The 327-nt window shown below is 56.6% G+C and carries 1 pseudogene; it reads right to left on the reverse strand.

Annotated elements, in window-relative coordinates:
• Positions 1 to 327, reverse strand: a pseudogene (locus M8006_RS17875) (Rpn family recombination-promoting nuclease/putative transposase); the annotation flags it as partial.

Consider the following 327-nt stretch of genomic DNA (forward strand, 5'->3'; position numbering starts at 1 on the left):
ACTCGGCTTCCTTTACCCGCTCTTCTGCCTCTTGCAGGGTTTCCTGGCGGCCTTTCTCTATACCCAGCTTCTCACCTTCCCGCTTCGCATCATTCAAAAACGACACTTCATCCCGCAGCGCTCGCTCACGCACAAAGGCAAGACGGCGGGTTTCTTCGTCGGCACTGAGTTCGCGAATGCGGCTCATGGCACGCTTGACCGGTTCGTGGGCGACATTGGCCATCGTTAATTCCTCCTGCCAGTGCTTGAAGAAGGTGATCCAGGCGCGCAGTGGGCCTTCTGGCAAGCCCAAACGATCCGCCTTGTTGAGTTCGATCAGGTTCATTT

Source organism: Halomonas llamarensis (assembly GCF_023555005.1).
GTDB lineage: Bacteria > Pseudomonadota > Gammaproteobacteria > Pseudomonadales > Halomonadaceae > Vreelandella > Vreelandella llamarensis.